The sequence below is a fragment of the Protofrankia sp. Cas8 genome (genome assembly GCF_963555845.1).
In the GTDB taxonomy this organism is placed as follows: domain Bacteria; phylum Actinomycetota; class Actinomycetes; order Frankiales; family Frankiaceae; genus Protofrankia.
In genome coordinates, this window is sequence record NZ_CAUVXI010000072.1 from 1 (window position 1) to 813 (window position 813).

Genomic DNA, 813 nt, shown 5'->3' on the forward strand with positions numbered 1-813 from the left:
TGCCCCGGGATGGACGCGAGCCGCCTCAACGAGAAGGCCGGCAAGGGGCTCGACCTGTCGGGACGACCGCCGCAGTACCGGCCGCGGACCCTGCGCAAGCCACTGATCGCCGCCATCAACGGTGGGTGCGCCGGCATCGGGCTCGTCCAGGCGCTCATGTGCGACGTCCGCTTCGCCGCCAGGGGTGCGAAGTTCTCCACCGCGTTCGCCCGTCGTGGGCTCGCGGCCGAGTACGGCCTGAGCTGGGTCCTGCCGCGGTATGTCGGGCTGGAGAACGCCCTTGACCTCCTGCTGTCGGCCCGGACCTTCGACGCGGACGAAGCCCTCCGGTTGGGGCTGGTCAGCCGGGTGGTCGAGCGCGACGACGTACTCGCGCAGGCCCAGGCATACGCGGGCGACCTGGCCCGTAACTGTGCACCGACCGCCCTGGCGGCCATCCGGCACCAGGTCTACGGCGACCTCGAGGTCGGCCTGGACGAGGCGCTGCGCGGCTCGTTGCAGGTGATGGCGGTGACCAACGGGTCAGCCGACTTCGTGGAGGGCATGCGCAGCTTCATCGAGCGTCGACCGCCGCACTTCGCCCCGCTGGCCGACGACTTCGACGCCGGTGCACTGACCGGTGCTCCCGTACCCGGCGGCCGGCTGGCAGCCGACGACGTCCTCGGTTAGCGCTTCCCCGGACTCGCCGGTTGGCCGCCGTCCGGGGCCCCGGGGCTGATGATGGGAACGGACTGATGGTGGGAACGATGTGAATCCGGTGCTGTTACAACAGCACCGGATTCACATCATCAGGTCGACGCTGTGGTGGGCCGG

1 protein-coding gene is annotated in these 813 nt (G+C 70.5%); it reads left to right on the plus strand.

The window, feature by feature from the left end:
- Window positions 1-669: enoyl-CoA hydratase-related protein (locus U9977_RS12645; RefSeq protein ID WP_322749436.1), on the plus strand; the 669-nt coding region annotated here is incomplete at its 5' end.
- Between the last annotated feature and the right edge of the window lie 144 nt (window positions 670-813).